General features: G+C 40.0%; 23 protein-coding genes. 13 read left to right on the top strand and 10 right to left on the bottom strand.

Annotation, left to right across the window (positions count from 1 at the left end):
- Window positions 1-41: 41 nt before the first annotated feature.
- Both H5090_RS11615 and H5090_RS11610 read left to right on the top strand, forming a co-directional pair.
- Window positions 42-302, top strand: a complete 261-nt coding sequence (locus H5090_RS11615; RefSeq protein WP_182695770.1) for a carboxylesterase family protein — start codon at window positions 42-44, stop codon at window positions 300-302.
- Window positions 244-1599 carry a carboxylesterase/lipase family protein gene (locus H5090_RS11610; RefSeq protein ID WP_182695769.1) on the top strand — a complete coding sequence of 452 codons (1356 nt, stop codon included), beginning with the start codon at window positions 244-246 and terminating at the stop codon, window positions 1597-1599. Before H5090_RS11615 ends, H5090_RS11610 begins: the two co-directional genes overlap by 59 nt.
- 762 nt (window positions 1600-2361) lie before the next feature.
- On the opposite strand, the gene pobA is transcribed toward H5090_RS11610, so the two are convergent.
- A complete protein-coding gene (pobA, locus tag H5090_RS11605) occupies window positions 2362-3570 on the bottom strand; it encodes a 4-hydroxybenzoate 3-monooxygenase (RefSeq protein ID WP_182695768.1) in 1209 nt (402 codons plus the stop codon).
- Between the two features lie 121 nt (window positions 3571-3691).
- Between pobA and H5090_RS11600 the strand changes: the two genes are divergently transcribed.
- Window positions 3692-4564, top strand: coding sequence for a helix-turn-helix domain-containing protein (locus H5090_RS11600; RefSeq protein WP_182695767.1), 873 nt, complete (start codon window positions 3692-3694; stop codon window positions 4562-4564).
- A gap of 5 nt (window positions 4565-4569) precedes the next feature.
- Here H5090_RS11600 and H5090_RS11595 read toward each other — a convergent pair whose 3' ends face one another.
- Complete coding sequence (locus H5090_RS11595) at window positions 4570-5709, bottom strand: LysR family transcriptional regulator (protein WP_259395096.1); 1140 nt, start codon at window positions 5707-5709, stop codon at window positions 4570-4572.
- A gap of 197 nt (window positions 5710-5906) precedes the next feature.
- Between H5090_RS11595 and H5090_RS11590 the strand changes: the two genes are divergently transcribed.
- The 9 genes from H5090_RS11590 to H5090_RS11550 are packed head-to-tail and all read left to right on the top strand — an operon-like array spanning window position 5907 to window position 13619.
- Complete coding sequence (locus tag H5090_RS11590) at window positions 5907-6596, top strand: 4-carboxy-4-hydroxy-2-oxoadipate aldolase/oxaloacetate decarboxylase (protein WP_182695766.1); 690 nt, start codon at window positions 5907-5909, stop codon at window positions 6594-6596.
- Window positions 6597-7670 carry a 4-oxalomesaconate tautomerase gene (locus H5090_RS11585; RefSeq protein ID WP_182681161.1) on the top strand — a complete coding sequence of 358 codons (1074 nt, stop codon included), beginning with the start codon at window positions 6597-6599 and terminating at the stop codon, window positions 7668-7670.
- A 49-nt stretch (window positions 7671-7719) separates the two neighbouring features.
- A complete protein-coding gene (locus H5090_RS11580) occupies window positions 7720-8739 on the top strand; it encodes an amidohydrolase family protein (RefSeq protein ID WP_182695765.1) in 1020 nt (339 codons plus the stop codon).
- Complete coding sequence (locus H5090_RS11575; protein ID WP_182695764.1) at window positions 8736-9629, top strand: amidohydrolase family protein; 894 nt, start codon at window positions 8736-8738, stop codon at window positions 9627-9629. Before H5090_RS11580 ends, H5090_RS11575 begins: the two co-directional genes overlap by 4 nt.
- Before the next feature lie 9 nt (window positions 9630-9638).
- On the top strand, window positions 9639-10028 hold the full coding sequence (gene ligA / locus H5090_RS11570) for a protocatechuate 4,5-dioxygenase subunit alpha (protein WP_154903787.1): 390 nt from the start codon (window positions 9639-9641) through the stop codon (window positions 10026-10028).
- A gap of 2 nt (window positions 10029-10030) precedes the next feature.
- A complete protein-coding gene (locus H5090_RS11565) occupies window positions 10031-10870 on the top strand; it encodes a class III extradiol dioxygenase subunit beta (RefSeq protein ID WP_154903788.1) in 840 nt (279 codons plus the stop codon).
- A 14-nt stretch (window positions 10871-10884) separates the two neighbouring features.
- The gene (locus H5090_RS11560; protein ID WP_182695763.1) at window positions 10885-11829 is read left to right on the top strand and encodes a Gfo/Idh/MocA family oxidoreductase; all 945 of its coding nucleotides are present in this window, start codon (window positions 10885-10887) and stop codon (window positions 11827-11829) included.
- A gap of 20 nt (window positions 11830-11849) precedes the next feature.
- Window positions 11850-12836, top strand: coding sequence for an aldo/keto reductase (locus H5090_RS11555; RefSeq protein WP_182695762.1), 987 nt, complete (start codon window positions 11850-11852; stop codon window positions 12834-12836).
- 24 nt (window positions 12837-12860) lie between these two features.
- Complete coding sequence (locus H5090_RS11550; protein ID WP_182695761.1) at window positions 12861-13619, top strand: sulfite exporter TauE/SafE family protein; 759 nt, start codon at window positions 12861-12863, stop codon at window positions 13617-13619.
- Window positions 13620-13706: 87 nt separating this feature from the next.
- Here the strand turns inward: H5090_RS11550 and H5090_RS11545 are convergent, their stop codons facing one another.
- Genes H5090_RS11545 through H5090_RS11520 form a run of 6 tightly spaced genes read right to left on the bottom strand, consistent with a single transcriptional unit; the run spans window position 13707 to window position 19110 of the window.
- On the bottom strand, window positions 13707-14837 hold the full coding sequence (locus tag H5090_RS11545; RefSeq protein ID WP_182695760.1) for an FAD-dependent oxidoreductase: 1131 nt from the start codon (window positions 14835-14837) through the stop codon (window positions 13707-13709).
- A gap of 1 nt (window position 14838) precedes the next feature.
- A complete protein-coding gene (locus H5090_RS11540) occupies window positions 14839-15195 on the bottom strand; it encodes a Rieske (2Fe-2S) protein (RefSeq protein WP_182695759.1) in 357 nt (118 codons plus the stop codon).
- Between the two features lie 2 nt (window positions 15196-15197).
- On the bottom strand, window positions 15198-16133 hold the full coding sequence (locus H5090_RS11535) for a VOC family protein (protein WP_154902988.1): 936 nt from the start codon (window positions 16131-16133) through the stop codon (window positions 15198-15200).
- A gap of 10 nt (window positions 16134-16143) precedes the next feature.
- Window positions 16144-17304: a S9 family peptidase gene (locus H5090_RS11530; protein WP_182695758.1), complete on the bottom strand. Its 1161-nt coding sequence runs from the start codon at window positions 17302-17304 to the stop codon at window positions 16144-16146.
- A 35-nt stretch (window positions 17305-17339) separates the two neighbouring features.
- Complete coding sequence (locus H5090_RS11525) at window positions 17340-18128, bottom strand: cyclase family protein (protein ID WP_182695757.1); 789 nt, start codon at window positions 18126-18128, stop codon at window positions 17340-17342.
- Window positions 18121-19110, bottom strand: coding sequence for a fumarylacetoacetate hydrolase family protein (locus H5090_RS11520; protein ID WP_182695756.1), 990 nt, complete (start codon window positions 19108-19110; stop codon window positions 18121-18123). The genes H5090_RS11525 and H5090_RS11520 overlap by 8 nt, the downstream gene beginning before the upstream one ends.
- 149 nt (window positions 19111-19259) lie before the next feature.
- Between H5090_RS11520 and H5090_RS11515 the strand changes: the two genes are divergently transcribed.
- A complete protein-coding gene (locus tag H5090_RS11515) occupies window positions 19260-20168 on the top strand; it encodes a LysR family transcriptional regulator (RefSeq protein ID WP_182695755.1) in 909 nt (302 codons plus the stop codon).
- A 43-nt stretch (window positions 20169-20211) separates the two neighbouring features.
- Here the strand turns inward: H5090_RS11515 and H5090_RS11510 are convergent, their stop codons facing one another.
- Together H5090_RS11510 and H5090_RS11505 are read right to left on the bottom strand one after the other, a co-directional pair.
- Complete coding sequence (locus H5090_RS11510) at window positions 20212-21201, bottom strand: MBL fold metallo-hydrolase (RefSeq protein WP_182695754.1); 990 nt, start codon at window positions 21199-21201, stop codon at window positions 20212-20214.
- 13 nt (window positions 21202-21214) lie between these two features.
- Complete coding sequence (locus H5090_RS11505; RefSeq protein WP_154902994.1) at window positions 21215-23731, bottom strand: TonB-dependent receptor; 2517 nt, start codon at window positions 23729-23731, stop codon at window positions 21215-21217.
- Window positions 23732-23979: the final 248 nt, after the last annotated feature.

Here is a 23979-nt window from a genome sequence, read left to right as displayed (position 1 = left end):
AATTGCTTAATAAGGCAACCTGCTTAATTCAGGAATTTAATATGAATACCTTAAAACGAATTCGCTTTATCATTGCAATGTTTATGAGCATAAGTATTTGTGCGAACGGGCAAGACTCAGCTGAACTTAATGAGCAAGCAAAAGCCACACATAATGTGATTGCAAAAACACAATTAGGGCTTGTTAAAGGGGTGTCTGTACTAGATACAAAAATGCCAGTTAATAAATTTTTGGGGATCCCTTATGCACAAGCACCTATTGCTAATTTACGCTGGCAGGGACCTAAAAGGCTCATTGAGTGAAGACTGCCTTTACTTAAATATATGGGCACCAGCACAAGATATCACTCAAAAGCGCCCAGTTATGGTGTGGATACACGGTGGAGGCTTTGTCAATGGCGGTTCGTCAGCGGCTATTTATAGTGGTCAGTCGTTTGCCGAATCGGGCGTTGTATTTGTTAGTTTTAACTACAGGTTAGGGCGTTTTGGTTTCTTTGCTCATCCTGGGTTGAGTGAACAAAGCAAAAATACACCGCTTGGAAATTACGGCTTAATGGATCAAATCGCGGCCCTAAAATGGGTTAAAAATAACATTACCCATTTTGGTGGAGACGCTGATAATGTAACACTTTTTGGTGAGTCAGCTGGTGGGCGCTCGGTGAATTTTCATATGTTATCGCCCCAATCTAAAGGGCTTTTTCACAAAGCGATTGTGCAATCAGGGGGTGGTAGAAGTGATTCGACAGAGACGGTCGTATACTTAAATAAAAAAGGCACTAAAGGTAACCCTTCAGCTGAGGATGCTGGCATTCAATTTGCTAGAAGTGTGGGAATTAATACCAATGATATAAAAGCACTCGCAAAACTACGTGCTTTACCTGCAGAAAAGGTATTGAGCGGTTTGAATATGATGAACGCAAATACGCCTACTTACAGCGGGCCTATGATTGACTCATCTATTGTATTAACAAGTGACGAGGAGGGGTTTGCTCAAGCTCTACAAACAAAAGTTCCACTTTTTATTGGCAGTACGGATTTTGAGTGGGGATTTTTAAAAGACTACAATCCGAAAGGTGCTATTGCAATAGCCACAGAAACGCTAGAATCAGTGAACAATAAAGCTCAGTTTACTAAAGCGTATGCGCCATTTGTGCTAGCTAAAAATGGGGAGTTAAATTATCCACTGCTAGGCTCTATGATATTCGGTGATAAGCGTTTTGTAGAACCTGCGCGCTATATTGCAAGCAAAGCGAGTATGAGTGAACAGCCTACATGGCTTTATCGTTTTAATTACGTCCCTAGCCACTTAAAAGGCAAAGTTGATGGCGCATACCATGCCACTGAAATACCTTTTGTATTTAATACTCTTGCGCAAAATCCGTTAACATCGCAAAACGATTTTAAAATTGCCAGTGCAATGCACGCTGCATGGGTAAGGTTTGCTAAATACAGCAACCCGTCACCTAAGCAAGGCATTGCTTGGCCTAATTACAATGCTAAAGATAATAGAATAATTGAATTTAACGAGAACGGAAGTGAGGTAAAACAAGACCCACTTGAGAATCGCTTAAATGAGATAACCAATCTAATTAGCCAATAAACATTTATAGAGCCCGTATATATACGGGCTTTTATTGGCATAAATATTAAATTTTCATAACTAAAATTTATATTTTTAGAGCGTGTTGATATGTGTTTATTAAAAAATTAAACAAAGCATGTTTAGTGCATTTTAAGCATGATATTAGATTTTAATGTATTAACCATTTGGTCCGTCTGTTAGGCTGATTCAGTATGCTAAAGCTGCATATGTGCCATTTAAATTAAACTCAAATACCACACAATAGCATTAAATCAAGGCGCAAACCCTGACCAAAGCGTTGCTGTTTACTTTTTAATTATTACGAAAAATTTCATTGATTCAGTAAAATTGTAGCTAGGTAAGCCGTATTTATTGGGTAGCAGACATGGCCTTAACGATTCAAATACATAGCTTATAGCTTAAAAGGAAAAGTTTAGGAGGCATATTATACAATTTGAATTCAATTGTTTTGATTCTGTGAAAGTTAAATTTCAGCAGCAAATCACCTCCAGATAAAATGTTGCCACTTAAATGTATGTTGTTTGGGTTAAATTTGTTACATATGGCAACCCATCACCTTATTTTACTCAAAATTTGCCACTACTTTCAGCGATAAAGAATGAAATTATTGAATTTAATCAGTTTTGGTAAGCTATCAAAAACGATCAGATAGTTAAGCTTTTAAACGATATAACTAAGTTAGTTAACTAATCGTATATATTAATAAATAAAGCCCATGTTACTAATATCATATGAGCTTATTATTTTAAGGGAACTTGTTTAAATTTTCTCGTATGGCATTCCCACATATTGGATTGCTATTACTTTTTTACCTTCTTCATAATTTAGATGAAAATCAAGGTCGGATGCCATGAATCGTTCAAGCGTTTTAGTCTCGTTTTCATTCATGGTGTCATCATCGTATTCATGCAGCATGTTTGACATCCACCATGAGAATCGCTCGGCGTGCCATACTCTTTTTAATGCTATTTCGGAGTATTTGGCTACCGCATCAGGTTCCTCACCATTGTATGTCTTATCTAGCAATTTGCTGAGGGTGGATACATCAGATGCTGCCAGATTAAGACCTTTAGCGCCTGTAGGTGGTACAATGTGAGCGGCATCGCCAACTAAAAATAAGCGTCCATCTTGCATTGGTTCACATACAAAGCTACGCAGAGGGGCAATACTTTTTTCAATGCTGGGGCCGGTAATCAGCATCTCAGCTACGTCTTCAGGTAAGCGTTTTTTAAGCTCAGTCCAAAATTCATCATCAGACCAATCTTCAATTTTATCAGTTAATGGCACCTGTAAATAATAACGTGAACGGGTTGAAGAGCGCATACTAGCTAAAGCAAAGCCTCGTTTAGTTTTACAGTAAATAAGCTCATCAGCAACGGGGGGAGTATCGCTAAGTAACCCAAGCCAGCCAAAAGGATAAATACGTTCAAATTCGTTACGTTTTTCTTTAGGGATAGATTGTCGAGAAACGCCATGAAAGCCATCGCATCCAGCAATATAATCACAGTCTAATTTATATTCAATACCATTTTGTGTAAACGTTACAAATGGGGAGTTTGAACTTTGCTCATGAATGGCAACATCACTAGACTCATAATAAGTCGTTGCCCCTATGTTTTGGCGCGCTTGCATTAAATCACGGGTAACTTCTGTTTGCCCGTAACACATAACGGTGCTGCCATTTGTAAGTGCCTTTATATCGATTCGATGACGTTGACCATAATGTGCTATTTCAAAGCCATCGTGAATGTGGCCTTCCTTTTTCATTCGCTCATCTACACCAGCTTCTGCTAGTAGACTCACTAATCCTTGTTCTAAAATACCTGCACGAATACGACCTAAAATATATTCGCCTGATGCGCGCTCTATAATTATGTTATCGATCCCCTTTTTAGCTAGAAGTTGACCGAGTAACAATCCAGAGGGCCCAGCGCCAATGATTGCTATTTTAGTTTTTAATGATTGCATTTTTATACTCGTTGAAAACATCGTGTTCTTTTATATTGCTCATTAGTTAATGTTTAAACCATTCACAATTGATGTCATCTGTTGTACTTTTGAGTCAAAGTTAATTTGAGTACACGTGCACATGAATAAAAAAATTCCATTTTATGACCTATACGGAGAGCCGTTTATTCGCCAAGAGCCAGGTGCTGTTCATGTTGAAGATATAGCTTATCGAAGCAGTGAGCTTAAATGGGAGATATCACCACATCGTCATAATAAGTTAGTTCAAATTGTAATTGTTTTTAATAACTCTTGGGCTGCGAGGTTAGATGAAAGAGAGTATCAACTGAATGGGGATTGGGGGGTAATTATTCCGGCTGGTGTTGTACATGGCTTTCATTTTAAACCACGCACACAAGGCTTTGTAATTTCAATAGACGACAGTTTTTTAGTAAGCAATTATGGTGAGACTAGCCTGAATCAATTGTTATTAAAGCCATTAACGGTTGAGTTTGAAAATGCAGCACGTTTAGTGCATTTAAAGCACTACATAGAGCTGCTAATGTATGAAATTAATTATAATGAATTAGGTGCGCCTATTGCCGTTGAGCAATTGCTAAAATTGATATTATTAAATATTTTTAGGCAAAAAAACACTACTCTTTTGGCAAGTAACGCCCGCAGTCGAGAAACAGAAATAGTCGTTAATTTTAGAAGCTTAATTGAGCTAAATTATACCTCACATATGACTATTCCTGACTACGCTGAGAAGCTACATATATCTACTTCAAAGTTAAACCGTATTTGTAAAAGTTTATTAAATGATTCTCCCAAAGCAATTGCTCATCAACGTCTGATCACTGAGGCAAAGCGACGTTTAATCTATACTACACAAACAATCGACGAAATAGCGCTTCATTTAGGATTTAAAGGTAGCGCGTATTTTTGCCGTTTTTTTAAGTTAGCCACTAATACAACCCCAACATTATTCAAGCAACAGTCGAATATTAACTAGCTCGATTAAAGCATGCGCGTATTGTTTTTAATTATTGTTAAAAAACGCGATTGCATTTGGGTAGGCTGCCAGTCTTTTCGTATCGTCAGTCCTATACTACGGTCAGTATCGGGCAGTGTCATCGGGCAGATAGCTAATATTCCTGTTTGTACTTCTATTTCAACTTGCTTGGCTGGTAACAAGGCCGCTCGAGAACTGTTTAATAAAATACCGCGCGCAGCAACTTGCGAGCTGCACTCTATTACATGGCTTGGTGGTGGTAAACCTCGGCTAACAAATATGTTACTAAAAACCTGCCACGCGGGTGTGCTTTTGTTAGGTGCTACCCAATCAAGTTGCTGGAGCTCTTTTGTTGATATTGTTTGGCGGCTTGCCAAAGGGTGTTGAGCATTTACTACAACACAAAGTTGATCTTTAAATAATGGAATTTGTTCAATATCATTATGTTGAGCAGGGATGCGTAATGCACCGACAATGATGTCAATTTCACCATGAAGTAAGTTAGCTAGCTGCTCTTGGTATGGACCATCTATAATACTTAGCTGGGCATCAGGAAATTCATTATTTAAAGCAATAATACTCAATGGCACAATAGCTGAGCGTGCCAATGGTAAGCTACCTACTTTTAGAGCACCATCCATTTGTCCATTAAACTCCCTCATTTCATAAATACCTTGGCGTAATTCAGAGAAAAACAGCTTTGCAAAACGATTTAGCAAGTTTGCCGTCCAAGTAGGTTCAATACCCACGGGTGAACGTACCGCGAGGTCCTTTTTACATAGTTGCTCTAAATCTTTGATGCTGCGGTGTAAGGTGGGTTGCGACAAATTAAGTTTATTGGCTGCAGCGGTGTAGTTTTTCATTTGTACTAAGTGTATGAGTGCTACTAATTGCTTTGAAGTGACAGAGCGATTAAAGGCATCTTGCTTATGTTTATTATTAAAAATAACCCTCGAAAATTCATCCAAATACTCAAATGCACGTTCAACCCGATTTAGAAAAAATATACCGCTTGGCGTCGGTGTCATCCCCGAGTGGGTCCGAATAAATAGGACTTGATTAAGTTCGTTTTCAAGTTTTTTAATGCCTTGGGTGAGTGCCGACTGGGTTAAGTGAACAGTATTAGCTGCCTTGCTTAACGACATTAAGTTCCTTATATACAAGGCGCTTAACAAATGTCTATTGTTAAAATTCATTTTTATTTAACTCACACATTAATATTTGATTACTACCACTATAGAAAAAACTAATGTCCTTTGACAGCTTTTTAAAGTTCTTTATATAGCTGACTTCAATATACTCATTGCATCAATAGCGTTTAATTATAAATAAGGTAAATAGTATGCCTGTGTGTATTACAGATATAGCGCGCCCTAATAAAGAGATATTAGAAAAATACCAAAATACTGAAGTTGCAACGGTACATGAGGCACAAGGTCGCGTTGGCTTATTAGCCAGCTATATGAAGCCTATTTATCGCTCTGCTCGTATTGCTGGCAGTGCAGTAACATGTGAAGTGGCTCCTGGCGACAACTGGATGATTCATGTAGCTGTAGAGCAATGTCAGCCAGGTGATGTACTTGTTGTTACACCTACGAGCGGGTGTATTGACGGTTTTTTTGGTGACTTGTTGGCAACTTCATTACAAGCGCGAGGCGTTAAAGGTTTAATTATTGATGGTGGCGTACGCGATATCGCAACACTGACTGAAATGGGCTTCCCGGTTTGGTCTAAAGATGTTTATGCGCAAGGTACAGTTAAAGAAACCATTGCAAATGTCAATGTGCCAGTTGTGTGCGCAGGGGCTTATATAAAACCTGGAGACATCATTGTTGCTGATGATGATGGCGTTGTTGTTGTTGAACAAAGTCGTGGTGAAGAGGTTCATGAAAAAGTCCTGAAACGTGTTGCTAACGAAGAAGACAAGCGAAAGCGTTTAGCTTCGGGTGAGTTAGGTTTGGATATATATGCTATGCGCGAGCGTTTAGCAGCTAAAGGCTTAACTTATATAAAGCAAAGTGAGGATAAGTAAATGCACGCGGCTATTCCTTGCTCAATTATGCGCGGTGGTACCTCTAAAGGGCTTTATTTTTTAGCCAGTGATCTTCCGAGTGATTCCTCAAAGCGCGATGAATTACTGTTACACATAATGGGGTCGCCTGACACAAGGCAAATTGATGGTTTAGGTGGTGCGCATCCTCTCACCAGTAAAGTGGCTATTGTTGAAAAATCAATGCGAGCAAATACTGATGTGGATTACCTTTTTTTACAAGTTGTAGTTGATAAAGCGGTGGTGAGTGATACACAAAATTGTGGCAATTTACTCGCCGGTGTTGCGCCATTTGCAATTGAGCAGGGCTTAGTGAATGCAAAAGAAAAAACAACCGATGTACGAATTCATATGCTAAATACTGCAGCCTCAGCTGTTGCACGCGTTCAAACTCCTAATGGCAAAGTAAGCTATAAAGGGGATGCCGTAATCGACGGTGTACCAGGTTCAGCAGCGCCTATCACGCTCGACTTTCTAGATATAGCGGGTGCCAATTGTGGTGCACTTTTTCCTACGGGTAATGCCATAGATGAAATTAATGGGTATTCAATAACCTGTATTGATAACGGCATGCCGGTGGTTATTTTAGATGCTAGCGAGTTTGGTTTAGTGGGTGATGAGTCGCCTAATACACTCGAAGATAATACCGATTTAAAGCAAAAGATTGAAGCTATTCGTTTAATCGCGGCTAAGATGATGAATTTAGGGGATGTAACTAATAAAACGATTCCAAAAATGTCTTTAGTAAGCCCTGCAAAAAATGGTGGGGTAATTAACACTCGAACATTTATACCCCACCGTGTTCATGAGGCTATTGGGGTGTTAGGCAGTGTGAGCGTAGCAAGTGCATGTGTTTTAAAAGGTACAGTAGCCTATAGGCATGCTAACCAAAACTTTATTGATGGGGAGTTTGATATCGTTGTTGAGCATCCAACGGGTCAGTTTACTGTTGAAATGCAGGTATCAGGTATCGCTCAACTGAGCACTTATAAAATACATCGTTCTGCGCTGTTAAGAACCGCGCGCTTATTAATGGTCGGCTCAGCAATGGCTTGATCGACTACTAAAAGATAGTTTCAATAATACTCTCAGCAGGAGACACACAATGATAATAGACTGCCACGGACATTACACAACAGCGCCAGAGTCATTACAGCTTTTTAGAGCAGCGCAAATTAAAGCATTTGAAGAGGGAAGAGCCCTTCCAGGCGTTCCCTATATTTCGGACGATGAAATTCGCGAAAGTATTGAAAAAAATCAGTTAAAATTACTTGATGAACGCGGCTTAGATATGACTATTTTTTCACCTCGTGCATCGGCTATGGCTCATCACGTAGGTAATGAGGAGGTATCAAAACAATGGACCTCAGCCTGTAACGATTTAATAGCGCGAGTTGTTGACTTATACCCTACGCGTTTTATAGGAGTGTGCCAATTACCACAATCGCCGGGAGTACCAATTGAAAATTCAGTTGCTGAGCTAGAGCGCTGTGTTAATGAATTAGGATTTGTTGGTTGTAATTTAAACCCTGACCCTTCTGGTGGTCATTGGACTTCAGCTCCGTTAACCGATCCGAGTTGGTTTCCACTTTATGAAAAAATGGTTGAGCTCGATGTTCCTGCAATGATCCATGTATCGGGCTCATGTAATCCAAATTTTCATGCGACGGGCGCGCATTATATGAATGCTGATACCACCGCATTCATGCAATTTTTACAAGGTGACTTGTTTAAAGAGTTTCCTGATTTACGGTTTATTATACCCCATGGTGGTGGAGCGGTGCCTTATCATTGGGGGCGTTATCGTGGATTGGCTGATATGATGAAGCAGCCACCTTTAAATGAGCACGTAATGAAAAATGTGTATTTTGATACCTGCGTTTATCACCAACCGGGGATTGATTTATTAGTAGACGTTATTGATACTAAAAACATTTTATTTGGCTCTGAAATGATTGGTGCCGTGCGCGGTATTGATCCGCAAACAGGACACTATTTTGATGATACTAAACGTTACATTGACACATTAGAAATATCGGCAGCGGACAAAAAAGCGATATTTGAAGAAAATGCGCGTCGCGTATACCCACGTTTAGACGCCAAACTAAAAGGGTTGGGTTTATGAGTCAATTTGTAATGGATGCCGATTGGCTTCATTGGCATCAATCGCCATCACAACCTAGCTTTGAGTTACCGAAAGGGGCTGTTGATACGCATTGTCATGTGTTTGGTCCTGGCAATGAGTTTGGTTTTGCACCCGAACGTAAATACACACCATGCGATGCATCAAAACAGCAGCTCTGGGATTTACGCGACTACTTAGGGTTTAGTCGAAATGTGATAGTGCAAGCAACCTGTCATGGAGCTGACAACAATGCGATGGTAGATGCGCTTTTAGCATCAAATGGTTTAGCACGTGGTGTTGCAACTATTAAAGAGGATATTAGCGAAGCTGAGCTTGATAAATTGCATGCTGCAGGTGTTAGAGGTGTACGCTTTAATTTTGTTAAGCGGTTAGTTGATGCTTTGCCATTTGACTCGTTAAAACGCATTGCAGAACGAATAGTTAAACGTGATTGGCACATTGTTATTTATTTTGAAAGCCAAGATTTACCCGAGCTTTATGATTTTTTCACTAGTTTACCAACGACATTAGTCGTTGACCATATGGGGCGCCCAGATGTTACTAAATCTGTTGAAGGCGAAGACTTTGCGTTGTTTTTACAGTTTATGCGTGAGAATGAAAATGTGTGGTCTAAAGTAAGTTGCCCTGAACGGATCTCTGCTGATGGTCCTGATAAAGGCTACCAAGACGTTGTTCCTTTTGCGCGTAAAGTCGTGGAAAGTTTTCCTGATCGTGTTTTATGGGGCACTGATTGGCCGCACCCAAATATGAAAAGCCACATGCCCGACGATGGTAAATTAGTGGACATGATTCCACTTTTTGCACCTACTGCTGAATTACAGAAAAAGTTATTAATTGATAATCCAATGCGTTTGTATTGGTCGAAATAAGGAATACATATGGCTATTAATAAACCTTACAAAGAGGTGCCAGGTACCATTATATTTGACGCCGATATGGCGCGTTTAGGTTTTCACTTAAATCAATTTTGCATGTCGTTGATGAAAGCGCCAAATCGGAAGAAATTTAAAGCAGGTGAGAAAGTCTACCTTGATGAGTGGCCAATGAGCGAAGCACAAAAAGAAGCGGTTATAGCACGTGATTACAACAGAATGATGAGCCTAGGCGGCAATATTTATTTTCTTGCAAAAATATTTTCTAGCGACGGTATTAGTTTTCAAGCCGCAGCATCAACGATGACGGGGATGACACAAGATGAATACGCGCAAATGATGCTATCAGGGGGTCGTGCACCCGACAGCAGTAATACATTAAAGAAAGGAAGTTAATCATGGCCAAAATAAATGCAGGTGTTGCTACATCACATGTTCCGGCTATTGGGGCTGCTATTGATAATGGCATAACAGATAATGAGTATTGGAAACCATTATTTGAGGGTTATGATTACGCTAAAGAGTGGATAAAAAAGCAAAAACCAGACGTTGTATTATTAGTATATAACGATCATGCAACCGCGTTTGACTCTAATTTAGTTCCTACCTTTGCGATTGCAACGGGTGAAGAGTTTAAGCCAGCCGATGAAGGATGGGGGCCACGTCCTGTGCCAAATGTAAAAGGCTATCCTGAATTTGCTTCACATATTGCTCAATCTGTTATTCAAGACGATTTTGACTTAACTGTCGTCAATACTTTAGATGTTGATCATGGCTTAACGGTCCCGTTATCACTGATGTTTGGTCAGCCTGAAAATTGGCCGTGTAAAGTTATTCCTATTGCAGTAAATGTAGTGCTTTATCCAACCCCATCTGGGCAGCGTTGTTACAATTTAGGTAAATCGTTACGTAAAGCTGTAGAAAGTTTTGATGAAGACCTGAATGTACAAATTTGGGGGACGGGCGGCATGAGCCATCAATTACAGGGACCGCGCGCAGGTTTAATTAATAAAGAATTTGATAATGCTTTTTTAGATGACATTGTTGATGATGCTGAAAACTTAGCCCTAAAACCACATCTTGAATACATTAACCTAGCTGGCTCTGAAGGCATTGAGCTTATTATGTGGCTCGTAATGCGTGGTGCGCTCAATGATGAGGTTGAATTAAAGAAGCGTCATTATCATGTACCCGCATCTAATACTGCTGTTGGTCATCTTGTTTTAGAAAATAAATAACCTGGAGAAATTTTATGAAAGTAATTGTTGTTGGACCAGGCGCATTTGGAATTAAGCACCTTGACGGTATTAAAAATATCGACGGTGTTGAAGTGGTAGCACTTGTTGGTCGTACGCTAGAAAAAACTCAAAAAGTGGCTGATGAGTATGGCATTCCACAGGTTTTTACAAGCTTAAATGATGCGCTTAAAATTGACGCAGATGCAGTTATTTTATGTACACCTACTCAGCAACACGCTGCGCAATCTATCCAATGTATGGAAGCGGGTAAGCATGTGCAAGTTGAAATCCCATTAGCAGATAGCTGGGAAGATTCATTAAAAGTAGTTGAGGTACAAAAGCGCACGGGGCTGACCTGTATGGTTGGGCATACTCGGCGCTTTAATCCATCACATCAATGGGTTAATAATAAAATTTCGGCTAAAGAGTTTAATATTCAGCAAATGGATGTACAAACGTACTTTTTCCGTCGTAAAAATATCAATGCTAAAGGCGAGGCCCGGTCGTGGACTGATCACCTTTTATGGCACCACGCTGCGCACACTGTTGATTTATTTGCTTATCAAGCAGGCGCTAAAGTGGTTAAAGCGAATGCTATTCAGGGACCAATTCACCCAGAGCTTGGTATTGCTTTAGATATGTCTATTCAATTACTAGCTGAAAATGGTGCAATTTGTACCTTATCATTATCGTTTAACAATGATGGGCCTTTAGGAACATTTTTCCGCTATATTGGTGACACAGGAACATACATAGCACGCTATGATGATTTAGTGGATGGCAAAGAAAATGCGATTGATGTCTCCGCTGTTGATGTATCAATGAATGGTATTGAGCTGCAAGATAGAGAGTTTTTTACTGCTATAAAAGAAGGTCGCGAGCCTAATTCAAGTGTGGAGCAGGTACTTGATTGTTATCGGGTGCTTCACGACTTAGAGCAGCAATTAAATAATCAATAATTAATCGGAAAGGAGGGCGTATGAATAAGCGTAAAATTAATGGTCATAGCGTTAATCCAATTGGGTTGGGCTGTATGAACTTGAGCCATGCCTATGGAAGTCCTCCCTCAGATGAAGCTGCAATTAATTTATTACACGCAGCGATTGATTTAGGTGTTGAGCATTTTGATACTGCCGCTTTGTATGGATTTGGTAAAAATGAAGCCCTACTAGGTAAAGCTTTAGCTCCACACCGAGATAAAATTTTTTTGGCGAGCAAATGTGGTATGGCGGGCGTTAATGGCAAGCGTGTTATTGATGGGCGTCCACAAACGCTTCGATCAACAATAGAGGCGTCTTTAACTAGTCTAAATACAGAAGTTCTAGATTTATATTACTTACATCGTATGGATAAATCTGTGCCGATTGAGGAGAGTGTTGGCGAGCTCTCGCGCTTAGTTGGTGAAGGAAAAATTAAAGCAATTGGCTTATCTGAGGTATCAGCTGAGTCTATAATGCGAGCAAATAATGTTCATTCTATTGCAGCAGTGCAAACAGAGTATTCGTTATGGACGCGTAATCCTGAAATTGCAGTCCTCGAAACATGTAAGCATATAGGGGCTGCTTTTATTGCATTTTCACCATTAGCGAGAGGCTTCTTAACTGAGCAGGTTACCAGTCTAGAGGTACTAGTTGAAGGTGATATTAGACGTGGTATGCCACGCTTTAATGAACCTCATTTTAGCAAAAACAAGCAATTGTTAAGTGCATTAAAATCTATCGCACAAAGCACAAATTTAACACTGGCTCAATTGTGTTTAGCCTGGGTGCTTCATCAAGGTGAGCATGTTCATGTTATCCCTGGCACACAGAATAATACACATTTAGCCGATAATGTAAGTGCTGAAAAAATTGTACTGTCAGCAGAGCAGTTAACGCAACTATCAGCTTTATTCTCACCGTTCTCAGTTAGTGGTCCGCGTTATCCTGAAGCAACTCAAGCGGAAATAGACACCGAAGAGTTTTAAATGTAGCAATTAAGGTTTTTCGTTTTGAGCTTATTACTAAATGATTTACTCACCCCGCTTTATGCGGGGATTTTAATTGCATCCGCTTTTTTTGGATCATTTATTACCGCCGCATTTGGTGCAGGAGGCGGGTTATTACTACTTCTTACAATGGCCTCAATGCTGCCTATGTCCATTGTTATTCCTGTTCATGGCCTTGTTCAGTTAGGCTCTAATGCGACTCGTGCAATAGCAACGTATAGATACATTGACCTAGATATGTTGGCTTATTTTTCAGTAGGGGGGCTGTTTGGTGCTGTGCTATCGACTACTGTAGCAACACAAATAGCACTTGAGCCGATGAAAATTGTGTTGGCAATATTTATTTTTTATTTGTTGTGGGGCCCAAAGCCCAAATTTAGTGGCACATCACCAAGCGTGCGCCTTATTGCAGGGTTGAGTACTGCCTTTCTCTCTGTATTTGTTGGCGCTAGCGGCCCAATTGTAAGCAGTTATTTGTATACAAAAGAGTATGAAAAATTAAAATTTACGGCAACATTTTCAAGCTGTATGGCACTTCAGCATGTATTAAAAGCGGCGGTTTTTAGCGTTGTTGGATTTGCATTTTTTAATTGGCTGCCTTTAATTTTTTGTATGGTTATTAGTGGTGTGTTCGGAACGTTTATAGGTTTACATGTATTAAATAAGATTCCCACATCTAATTTTAAAAAGGTATTACGACTTATCTTGAGCTTTTTATCCCTGCATTTGATATGGCAAGGCGTCCGTTATTTTTATAATTAGTTGGGATAATATAAATAATACCCCCTCGCTGTCACTCATTTTCAGCGAAGGGGTATTAACAACCTAGTTAACCTAAAATCGGGTCAGTTATATTGCTTTAGCTAAAGCAATATGGGAGTCGCGCATAATTGCAGAGTGCTCAGCTTTGTCGCCTCCTTCTATTTCAATTTGAGCAAGTCGACCTGAGTTTTCAACAACAAGCTTACAACGCTCCCAACGGCGCTCTTTAAAAGCGGTTAGTGCGTGTTCTAACTGAGCATGCTTAGTTAGTTCATCAGCCAGTACAATAGCGTCTTCAATACCTATACATGCACCCGACGCTAAATGAGGTGTCGTTGCATGTACTGCATCGCCAATAAGTACGATTCGGTTTTTATGCCATGCTTCTTTAACTAATAGCCCCTCAAGTGGTCGGTAATCAATTTTAGAGTTTTCATTTAGATGAGCATGTATCTCTTGTACTACAGGAGCCGGAAATTTGGCTACAAGTGCTTTTAATAAAGGTAAAAAGTCTTTTGGTTCAATATAATTATTTTCAATTTTATCTTCAGTAACAAACATATACATTTCGTTTTTCGACATAGGGTTAACCCCTACTTTAATATGTTCGCCTACCCACATTACCGTGTTATCAATGCCTTCAAGGCGAGGCAGTACGGCTCGCCATACACCTTGGCCTACAAATTTAGGCTTTTCAGCTTCAGGGAATATGATTTGTCGTACTTTTGAGTACAAGCCATCAGCACCAATGATTAGGTCATATGTTTTTGTCGTGCCATCGGTAAAGGTGACTGTTGCCCCATTTTCGTCTTGTTCTATAGATGAAAATGTACAGCCAAGCCTAACATTGGCATTGGTTTGTTTCGTTTTATTTGCCAAAATTTGTGCAAGTGCTGGTCGCATTATAGCGCCCGCTTTTGGAATATTAGCATCAGCCATTAATGGCGTTGGTATATGGGCAAGGTGCAAACCATGCGGGGCATATATATCTAGCCCTTCATGGGCACTGCCTTTTGCTAAAAACTCTTCTAAAATTCCAAGTTGTTGAAAAGCTCGAATGGTGGCTCCGCCTAAACTGATCCCAGCCCCTTCTGCTCGCCAGTTAGGGTCAATTTCGACCAAATCGACAGCAATATTTTTTTTCTCAAGTTCGATGGCTGCCGACATACCAGAGAAGCCACCACCAATTATTAATACATTAGAAATACACGGGTTCATTTTAGAACTCCTTTATTGTTGTTATATCCACCCAAATTTCATTGTGTTGGTGAATATCTAATTCAATGTTTGTTAAGGCCTGATTTTTACATGGCCCTTGTGTGCAAATACCAGTGCTAATTTCGAATAAAGCGCCGTGAGCAGCACAGACTATTTGATCACTTTTTGAATCTAAGTATTTATCTTTTTTCCAAGGTAATGTGGTATCACCGTAGTGAGGACAGATATCTTTATAGCCATAATACTCCCCATTTTTATGAACTATAAAGAGGCTGTCGCGCCCTTGATTAAGAGGGTCAAAGCCTTTAGCTTGACCCTCTGTAATATCGCTTTTATAGGCGATAAATACTTTACTCATGATTACTCTGGTTTACCGGGAGGTGGGCCCATTGGTGCCCACTTTTCGCGGTACTGCAGCAAGAAAGCTTGCGAATTATCAGCACCCGGCATTGCTTCTCGTGCAGTCCATTCATCATCGTGTAAATCCATATCAGCATCATATTCAATGTTGCAGCCAAACGGACTTTTGAAGTACCAAAACCAGTTTGATCCGAATATATGACGACCTGGCCCCCAAAAGCTTTGATAGCCTTTATTAACTAAGGCAGTACCTGCCTGAGAAACTTCTGTTGGTCCGCTCATATGAAAAGTGAAATGCTCAATACCTTGCATGTGTGGCGGGGTATTTATAAAAAATAATGTGTGGTGATCGTTGGTACCGGCAGGGCGCATAAAAGGACCTACATGGGTAAAACGATCCGTTGTAATGAAGCCTAAACGCTGTGCGTAAAAAGCTTCAGCTTTAACGGCATCCGGTACAAAATACACAACATGAGAAAGGCTACGAGGCTTTGCCTTGAAGTCTGTATTAATACCAATATTGTTTACAGCACGGTTGTTTTCACACCCTGGCGCGTTGACTTTTTCTGCTGGTAGATTCTCGAGCGATTGCCGTATGGTCACTTGAAAACCAATAACAAACCCTAAATCGTCAACAGATTCGATACTGCCATCGTCTAAAGTTGTTACTGTTCGGTCTTTTTCAAGCTCTGTTTTTAAAGCATCTATTGTATGCTGATCTTTTACACCGTAAATTGTTTTACGCAGCATTGAACCAGTAGCAAGAGGATTCGGTAATGAGCTGTCATCTGCTTTTTTAATCTCAATACCTGTGCCATCAAGAGCAACAAATCGTGTTTCAGTTTTTTGTGTTAAGCCATAATCTAGTGCGAACTGCTTACAACTCTCGGTGTCTTCAACACCAAAAACAAGCGTATCGGGGCCAATAATATTCATGGTGTGATCCTTATTGTTTTTTTAATTCGTTAAATGTTTCAGCTACCCAATCAGCTATGTACTGACCCGCGTTTGAACTGTTGTCGAAGCTAGAGTGCTGTACACCACCTTCTCGTTCTGTAAAGATTTTTAGCTCACGCTTAGGGCTATTGACTAGTTGCTCAAAGGTGCGCTCGGCCCATTTAAGTGGAATTTGCGAATCTTTAGCGCCGTGAGTGACTAAAAATGGCACTTTAATTTTTTCAATTTGACCATCAAGGTGGACGTTTTCAGCAATTTCCATGAAATCATCCATATTTTTTGCACCCCAAACCCATTGCACATGTGCCCAGTAATGAGGTACGGGGAAGTCACCTTCTTTTTCTAAGCGACGTTTTTGAACGTCACGCCAATCGTGGTTTGCACCCCATACACAGCCTAGGGCAAGTCTCGGTTCATTCGCTACCGCACGAGGGCAGTAATAGCCACCTAAAGAGACACCTTCCATGCCAATTAGCTTGCTATCTACTTCATCATGTTGTTCTAACCAATCAACAACAACACTTGCCCAATGCTCAGTGTCAAAACGAGCATGGAAGTCTTGTAGCTTTAACGCTTCACCTGTACCTGGTTGATCTAAAACAAGTGATGAAACGCCACGTTCTGCTAACCATTGTGGTAAACCAACGCGATATTTCATTTCCTTTGATGAATCTAGGCCGTTTATTTGTATAAGAATAGGGGCAGGGCCTTTAACGCCTTGGGCTTTGACATAAAGAGCACTAAGGTGTTTGCCTTCATAAGGAATTTCCACGCGTTCACAGTTTTCGTGACCCAGTTCGATTGATTTTTGAAAAAGCGAAAGTGAACGTTTATACAGCTCTGTTCTTCCCGAGGCGCCATGTGCTTGAATGCGTTCACAGGTTATAAGGTAGGTTGCAGCGCGATTAAATTTGTACCCTGCAGAAAGTAGTCTGCCACGTTCTAGATCTTCTTCAGCAAGACCACATAGTTTATCGGCCATTTTAGCCCACGTGTCTCTAAATGCTTGAACGCCTTCTTTATCTGGTGATTTTGCAGCCTCTTGTAAAGGGCCACACATTTCTTCGATTTCGCCAATGCGAGCGCCCATTTCGATAGCTAAATTTACTGATAAATTCCATACATAATTCGTCGGGAAATACTTAAACATAATAACCTCTTAATAAATTAATGTGTTGTGCTCAACTACTTTTCTAGAAATGCGACAGCTCTGACAAAACCTGCTGAGGCATGTTTAATTTTGTAAGGAAAACATGAAACTAAAAAACCACTACTTGGTAGTGATGCTAAGTTTGCTAGCTTTTCCATTTGCCCATAACCAATGTCGCGACCCGCTTTATGGCCTTCCCAAATGATTGATGGGTCGCCGCTTTCTTCGAAACGTTGTTTAGTGAATTTAAAAGGAGCATCCCAGCTCCAAGCGTCGGTACCCACAACTTTTATACCGCGCTCTAAAAGATACAAGGTGGCTTCGCGGCCCATACCAACACCAGCATCAAGGTAACCAGGCTCACCGTAAACAGAGCCTGCACGGGTATTGACTAAAACGATGTCTAACGGCGATAAGGTGTGATTAATTCGGGCTAGCTCTTTTTCAACGTCTAGGGCAGTAATTACATAACCATCAGGGAAATCTCTAAAATCTAATTTAACACCGCGTTGAAAACACCACTCCAAGGGCAACTCATCAATACCAAAGGCTGGTTTTCCACCATCTGTGGTAGAGGCATAGTGCCATGGTGCGTCCATGTGAGTGCCACTATGAGTGGTGATCTCTAAACGTTCAGCCGCCCACGATTCATTCCCTGGGAGTTGATCTTTTTTTAAACCAGGGAACATTGATGACATTTCTGGCCAACCTTGTTGGTGGTCGGTATACTCGATTTTTGGTAATAATGGCGGTGGATCGGTATAGGGGTTATTCTCAAGCGTTACCGATAAATCGATTAATGTGTATTGTGATGGATTAAACATGTGTATTCTCCATTATGGCTTCTTGTTTTATATCTCCAAATATTGACTTGCCCTGCGAATCTAGTACTCGCATATGAACTGTTTCGCCAGATTGTAAAAAGTCTGTTTGTGGTTTGCCTGTGGCAATCATTTCCTTAGCACGTAGCTCTGAGATACAGGCTTGTCCTTTACTAATATCTGCGTTAGAAACAGTACCTGAGCCAAACACGGTGCCCGCTTTAATAGGGCGAGTTTTAGCGACATGGGCAATTAATTCATGAAAACCAAAAAACATCTCTGTGCCATCAGGCGCACCAAACCATTTGTCGTTACGGTAAACTTCTAGTGGCAGTGAAATACGACCATTACGCCAGTTTTCACCAAGCTCATCAGGGGTAATAGCAAATGGTGCGAAGCTGGTAGCGCCTTTAGCTTGTACAAAGCCAAAACCTGTTTTCATTTCTCTTGGCCCGAGTGCGCGATAGCTGATGTCGTTAAGCATGACTATTAGACGTATTTTCTCAAGTGCAAACTCTGGACTACTCCCCATTGGGATGTCACCGACCATCACGCCAAATTCGCCCTCAAAATCAAGACCAACTTCGTTACTTGGAGCTGCAATTTTATCATTAGCGCTAAGAAAGCTATCGCCAGCACCTTGATAAACAAGTGGATAAATATCAGCATCTTCGATTGGGTCCAGATGAAATGCTTGCTGCATCAACACGCCATGATTTAAAAAAAGTGAACCGTCTAACCATTGCCAACTACGTGGTAAAGGGGCCATTAATTGAGTGTTACACACTTTATTAATGCCTGTTAGCTCAAGTGCGTTAAGTGCCTCGTAGCGAAGTAAAAGCTTATCTTGTATAGCAGGCCATAAATCTAGTGCCTCTTGGAGCGTGCCGGCTAGGTCGCTAATGTCTACGTAGTCAGTTAGATCCTTTGAGACTAATACAAGCTGACCATCTGGTTTTGAATTATTAATTGTTGCAAATTTCATTGTGTGTCCGCAGATGTTGTTAAACTTTGGTTTAAGTCATATTAATACTTCATTTGCAATTGATGAAATTGAATGTTTAGATAGGTTGTATCAATAATTTTAATACTTAAAAATAATCAAAATTTAAAAATCAGCAGTGGGCCAATGTTATGAGATTTGAGCATTTAGATTTAAATTTACTGGTTGCATTAGATGTTTTACTAGAAGAAAAAAACATAACCAAAAGCGCTAAGAGACTGCATTTATCGCAGTCTGCTATGAGCAGTATTTTGGGTAGAGCACGTGCCTTTTTCGAGGATGACTTGTTGGTGCAAGTTGGTAAAACTATGCAACCGACCCCTTTTGCGCTTGAAGTTCAAGTACCAATTACTGAAGTACTGACAACCATTAGAGGCGGGATTATTGGTAAGCGATTTAATGATCCATTAAAAAGTGAACGTCATTTCAAAATTGTTGCATCGGATTATGTTATTCAAGTTCTGTTTTCTAGTATTTTAACCGAGCTTGCTACGTTAGCTCCATTATTGACGTTTGAGTTTTTATCGCCGTTTTCGCATGAAGTTAATATACTTACCAAAGGAGGAGCCGATTTATTTATAGCACCGGAATCGGTAATGCTTGATGGTTACCCTAGTTCATTACTTATGGTTGATGAACTTGCATGTGTAGTCGATATGGATAACAAGTTAGTTGCTGGTGAAGTAATTTCAGCTGAACAAGTTGGCAGTATGGGGCATGTGTCGGTAGGTTTTGCACGAACAAGTCATTTAAGTATTGAAACATGGTTAACGGAGACGATGGGAGGAAGTCGAAAAGTTGATATTATTACAAATGACTTTTCTACTATGATTTATACTTTGAAGGGGACTCAACGCGTAGCTATTTTACCCAAAAAGTTTGCCAATATACACGCACAAAAGCATGGTTTAAAGGTCGTTTCATTTCCCTTTGATACACCCCTTTTAGTTGAATCAATGATGTGGCACCCTACACTTAATAACGACCCTATACACCGGTGGTTAAGAGAAAAAGTAATTTCTACTGCACAAAACTTATAAAAAAGTCGCCTTAATAGGCGACTTATAGTTTTATATAATTAGGTCAGTGCTTTAATTCATACCGATTCAAATCTTGAGCTATTGATATCGTCCCTTTGTATTCACCTTGCACTTGCTTGGTATAAAAGTCGATTTCCTCTGAAGTATCTAACCCTGGCGCCATATGAGTAATGACGAGTTTTTTTACGTCTGCTGCTTTAGCCAGCTCACCGACCTGCTGAGGAGATAAGTGATGCTTTGAAAGGTGCCTATGAATACCTTTAAATTTTTTCTCTGGCATACGAGGATTCGTTTTCTTAATTTGATTAACGGTATGATCAATATCCATCATCTCACTAACTAATAAATCAACGCCGTTTGCGAGTTTTTCTACGGCCTTACTAGGGCCCGTGTCACCAGTGTAAACAGCAGTATAACCATCATCCAGTGTAAACTTAAACGATAAAGCTTGAAACTTGTTCCATTCGTCACTGCCTTTTGGCCAGCTATAATGAGTGTTTCTAATTACATTTAGGGTAAAGTCATCAAATTTAATATCTGAGCCATCTTGAACCTCAATTACTTTAATATTGTTATTTGCAGGAGCTGGAACTTGACCAGGAACACCATAATGACCTAATGCACCGTAAGTCATGTATTTAAAAATACCATCAACGGTTTGCTGAGTACCTGGCGGGCCATATATAACAAGCTCATTATTAGCACTTGTTTGCCACCTTAAGCTAATAATTGCAGGCAAACCACCTGTGTGATCAAAGTGAAGGTGACTTAAAAATATAGCATCCACATCCTTTATATTAAGTCCTGCTTTTGCTAATTGCCCTGCAGTTCCATCACCCGCATCTACTAAATAGGTATTACCATTAACAAGCATCGCATTAGCTGGTTGAGAGTGTTTTGCATTAGGAATAGGGCCTGCCATCGTACCTAGAGTTATCCACTCATTTTTTGTTTCGCTTGCGTTACCGTTAAACGTAAATGCTAAACAGCCTATAGATAGAAATAAATTAAATAAAATACTACTTTTTTTCATTGTGTGTGCTCTCTTAATAGAAGTCATATTTAAATGTAATGCCGTATGTTCTTGGTTTTTCATAGGTTGATACCATGGTGTTGCCACCATTAGCAAATAACTGTGATGTTGCTTTTATCTCTTCGTCAGTTATGTTTCTCACATATGCGAGAATTGACCACTTATCATTTGCTGAAAATAATTGCATAGAAGTGTCTAAGGTAATAACATCTTCAGCACGCTGTGATGGTAAGAAGTCAAAGCCAACCCAACGTTCGTCGCGGTAACGAGCATCAAAAGACACCGATGCCGAATAACCATTATTAAACTCTAAGTAATGGTTAATACTTGCAGTTAAAGAAAGTGATGGCGAGTTTCTGCCTTCCTTACCTGAACAGTTGACATTATATGTGGGCTCCCCATCAGTCATGCTTATTACCGTTGTGTCACAACCAGTCACAACATTTACAGCTTCGTCTGGCGTTTTTTGAAGGTAACTAAACTCTTCAATCTCATTTTTTAGGTATTGAATATTACCTTTGATTCGTGTTGCTTCAGTCAGTTGATAAAGAATATCAACTTCAACGCCTTTAATACTTGATTGACCTATATTTTCAGTAAAGAATGCAGAATTACCATTACCATCAATACCAAAGTGACTTGCCTGTTGATCTTCATAATCCCAAATAAATGCCTCAGCATTGATTTGTAAATAATTATCTAAAAATCTATTTTTAGAACCAAATGTCCATGCATTTATATACTCAGGTAAAAACTCTTCACGACCTGCTGTTGGACTAAACCCTCCTGAACGATAGCCTGTTTCGTAACTAGTGTAGAGTAAATTACTATCAGCAATATCGTATTCTATTGCTGCTCGATACGTTATTTCGTCATTTTCTTGAACACGGTCAATTTGTGTTTGGTTAATGAAAAGCAAGTTTGCACGCAGGTTATCTGGCGCACCAGGAAACAACGGAATTTGGCCATACGGAACAGGACCTCGATTAGCTATAGGAGCTCCTTCTGGCAAATCCGCTGGATCAATAGATGCAATTGTTTCTGCAACAGTTGCACCAACAGGAATAACTGGCGCACCGTCACAATTAGGGATTTCTGGTCCGCCAGGGTAGGCTGGTAAATCTCTAATACATAAATTTAGAAATACATCCGCTTGTCCCTTAAATTCTTTTTTATCTTTGGTCCAACGCACAGCACCAACGAGTCTAAGATCATCAGAGATGTGATATTTACCATGAACAAAAAACGCGGTTGACTTTGTACTGGAGTTTTCAATATCTTGCGTTGATTGCAAGCTGTATTGGTTAAATGAGGCTAGACCATCAACTTTTTCATCAAAGTAAAAGCCACCCATAATTAAATCAAGCGCCCCTACGGTTGTAGAGAAACGAGCTTCTAAACTAGATTGCTGGTGATTTTCTTGATTAATAGCTGCTTGGAAAGCGGGATTATTAAATAAAACGTCAACCGTATTCTCTCTATAAGCCGGAATAATTGTTAGATCACCCAATGATGTTGCAACGTTTAACTCTGCCGACACCCCCATATACTCGTTGTCTATATAAGGGTCATATAGGGGAGTGATAGAAGTAAATGCTGGCGAGGTTATTTGGCCTGTGTAGTATTCAACTGCAGCTGGTGTACCTGGGCCTGTATGAGGAGCTGATACGTTATCTGGAGCAGGATTGAAGTTGTAACCTGGAATATTTTTTGGGTGGTTATTACTTCCTTGGAGTGGGAATCCGTAACTACCTTCAAATGAAGGTGAATTACCATTGCCTTTTGTTGTTGAGTAATCTGCAGTGACGGTAAGGTTTACATCTTCTGAAAACTCACCAAATAAACGTGCGCGGAATGCGGTATCATCTGTTGCCGCTGTACCATCATCGTTGTAGCCGTCATTTTTAGTTTTGCCAATCGCAAAACGAGCTGCCCAGTCATCGCTTATTGGTAAATTGACAGCACCAGAAGCTGTTATTGTTCCATAGTTAGCAGCACCAATAGAAATATTGCCAAATGTCTCACCAAGTTCAGGTTTTGTTGAAATAACATTGATCGCACCCGCTGTTGCATTTCGGCCATAAAGAGTGCCCTGAGGTCCCTTTAAAACCTCTATACGTTCTACATCTAAAAATGATGCCGTTGTGGCTGTTGGGCGCCCTAAAAATACACCGTCTACGTTAAATGCTAAAGCAGCATCTGTGTATGCATTTACAGCAAAGTTACCAACGCCTCTGACAAAAAATACAGTATTAGAGCCGCCACCAGAGACAACATTGAGTGCAGGTGATATTTTATTAAGCCCTGTTGCATCGGTAACACCGATGCGTGATAGTTCTTTACCTGTTGCGGCATCAATAGGTACAGCCACATCTTGTAAACTTTCTGTTTTTCTAAGTGCTGTAACCGTTATTAACTCAATACCACTATCTGCTTTAGGTTCTGTAGTTTTTTCGGCAGTTTGAGCCGAAATAGCTAAAGGTGCTAAACATGCAGTCAGAATACATGAACGTAAATACGATTTGTTCATAGTTCTATCCTTATAATTGTGTGTGTAAAAGCGTTTTACTAATCACTTGTTAATACAAGTGACGAGATTGCGATGTGTGTGCAACGCAAAAGTAAAGATAAAGTAAAAACTGCATATCAAGTTAATTGATTTTTATGATTGAAGTTACCTATTTCATAGATACATGAGAGAACTAGGCACTCTAGCGAGGAAAGGTGATAAAAAAGGTAATTGCAATTAACTATTTATTTACGTGATACATTCTATCT

This window comes from Pseudoalteromonas sp. SR43-5 (genome assembly GCF_014163835.1).
Lineage (GTDB): Bacteria > Pseudomonadota > Gammaproteobacteria > Enterobacterales > Alteromonadaceae > Pseudoalteromonas > Pseudoalteromonas distincta.
Note: the sequence above shows the minus strand (reverse complement) of the source record. Positions and strands in the feature narration are given on the sequence as shown.

Coding starts and splice junctions, on each gene's coding strand:
- H5090_RS11525 (WP_182695757.1), bottom strand. CDS start 18,128: ATGTTTAATCCATCACAATACACATTAATCGATTTATCGGTAACGCTT.
- H5090_RS11535 (WP_154902988.1), bottom strand. CDS start 16,133: ATGAATATTATTGGCCCCGATACGCTTGTTTTTGGTGTTGAAGACACC.
- H5090_RS11520 (WP_182695756.1), bottom strand. CDS start 19,110: ATGAAATTTGCAACAATTAATAATTCAAAACCAGATGGTCAGCTTGTA.
- H5090_RS11610 (WP_182695769.1), top strand. CDS start 244: ATGCACAAGCACCTATTGCTAATTTACGCTGGCAGGGACCTAAAAGGC.
- H5090_RS11615 (WP_182695770.1), top strand. CDS start 42: ATGAATACCTTAAAACGAATTCGCTTTATCATTGCAATGTTTATGAGC.
- H5090_RS11580 (WP_182695765.1), top strand. CDS start 7,720: ATGATAATAGACTGCCACGGACATTACACAACAGCGCCAGAGTCATTA.
- H5090_RS11590 (WP_182695766.1), top strand. CDS start 5,907: ATGCCTGTGTGTATTACAGATATAGCGCGCCCTAATAAAGAGATATTA.
- H5090_RS11555 (WP_182695762.1), top strand. CDS start 11,850: ATGAATAAGCGTAAAATTAATGGTCATAGCGTTAATCCAATTGGGTTG.
- H5090_RS11540 (WP_182695759.1), bottom strand. CDS start 15,195: ATGAGTAAAGTATTTATCGCCTATAAAAGCGATATTACAGAGGGTCAA.
- H5090_RS11595 (WP_259395096.1), bottom strand. CDS start 5,709: ATGTCGTTAAGCAAGGCAGCTAATACTGTTCACTTAACCCAGTCGGCA.
- pobA (WP_182695768.1), bottom strand. CDS start 3,570: ATGCAATCATTAAAAACTAAAATAGCAATCATTGGCGCTGGGCCCTCT.
- H5090_RS11510 (WP_182695754.1), bottom strand. CDS start 21,201: ATGAAAAAAAGTAGTATTTTATTTAATTTATTTCTATCTATAGGCTGT.
- H5090_RS11575 (WP_182695764.1), top strand. CDS start 8,736: ATGAGTCAATTTGTAATGGATGCCGATTGGCTTCATTGGCATCAATCG.
- ligA (WP_154903787.1), top strand. CDS start 9,639: ATGGCTATTAATAAACCTTACAAAGAGGTGCCAGGTACCATTATATTT.
- H5090_RS11565 (WP_154903788.1), top strand. CDS start 10,031: ATGGCCAAAATAAATGCAGGTGTTGCTACATCACATGTTCCGGCTATT.
- H5090_RS11585 (WP_182681161.1), top strand. CDS start 6,597: ATGCACGCGGCTATTCCTTGCTCAATTATGCGCGGTGGTACCTCTAAA.
- H5090_RS11560 (WP_182695763.1), top strand. CDS start 10,885: ATGAAAGTAATTGTTGTTGGACCAGGCGCATTTGGAATTAAGCACCTT.
- H5090_RS11505 (WP_154902994.1), bottom strand. CDS start 23,731: ATGAACAAATCGTATTTACGTTCATGTATTCTGACTGCATGTTTAGCA.
- H5090_RS11515 (WP_182695755.1), top strand. CDS start 19,260: ATGAGATTTGAGCATTTAGATTTAAATTTACTGGTTGCATTAGATGTT.
- H5090_RS11600 (WP_182695767.1), top strand. CDS start 3,692: ATGAATAAAAAAATTCCATTTTATGACCTATACGGAGAGCCGTTTATT.
- H5090_RS11545 (WP_182695760.1), bottom strand. CDS start 14,837: ATGAACCCGTGTATTTCTAATGTATTAATAATTGGTGGTGGCTTCTCT.
- H5090_RS11530 (WP_182695758.1), bottom strand. CDS start 17,304: ATGTTTAAGTATTTCCCGACGAATTATGTATGGAATTTATCAGTAAAT.